1 protein-coding gene is annotated in these 333 nt (G+C 52.0%); it reads right to left on the bottom strand.

Annotation, left to right across the window (positions count from 1 at the left end; all coding sequences use genetic code 11):
- Nucleotides 1-333, bottom strand: a 333-nt coding sequence (locus AC0QH1_RS05830; RefSeq protein ID WP_324629988.1) for an HNH endonuclease, incomplete at both ends; no start/stop codon positions are given.

The raw sequence follows: 333 nt of genomic DNA, 5'->3' as shown, positions 1-333 counted from the left end.
GATTGAGCCGAAGTCGATTGAACTTCGTTTGTCCGCCCGTTCCTGTGGTGACTGGAAGTCCTGTTGCTTTCAAAGCCTTGAACAATGCCCATCGGGTGGAGTTAACGGCAGCCGCATCCCTAAGTGGTGATTGGGTTTGCTTGAGGATGCGACCTAGCAAATCTGGCAGGCCCAATAAAAAATCCCGAATGTCCCCATTGCCTTTGGCTTGATTGCATGAGTGGCAAGCCAGGGTCAGGTTAGACAGCCGATCGGAGCCACCCTTAGACCGAGGCTGAATATGCTCAACTTCAAGGGGTACATTTTGAACTCCGCAGTAAGCACAGGTTCTGC

It is taken from the genome of Phormidium sp. CCY1219 (genome assembly GCF_055795085.1).
The sequence above is the reverse complement of the archived record's forward strand: the minus strand, read 5'-3'. Positions and strand labels throughout refer to the sequence as shown.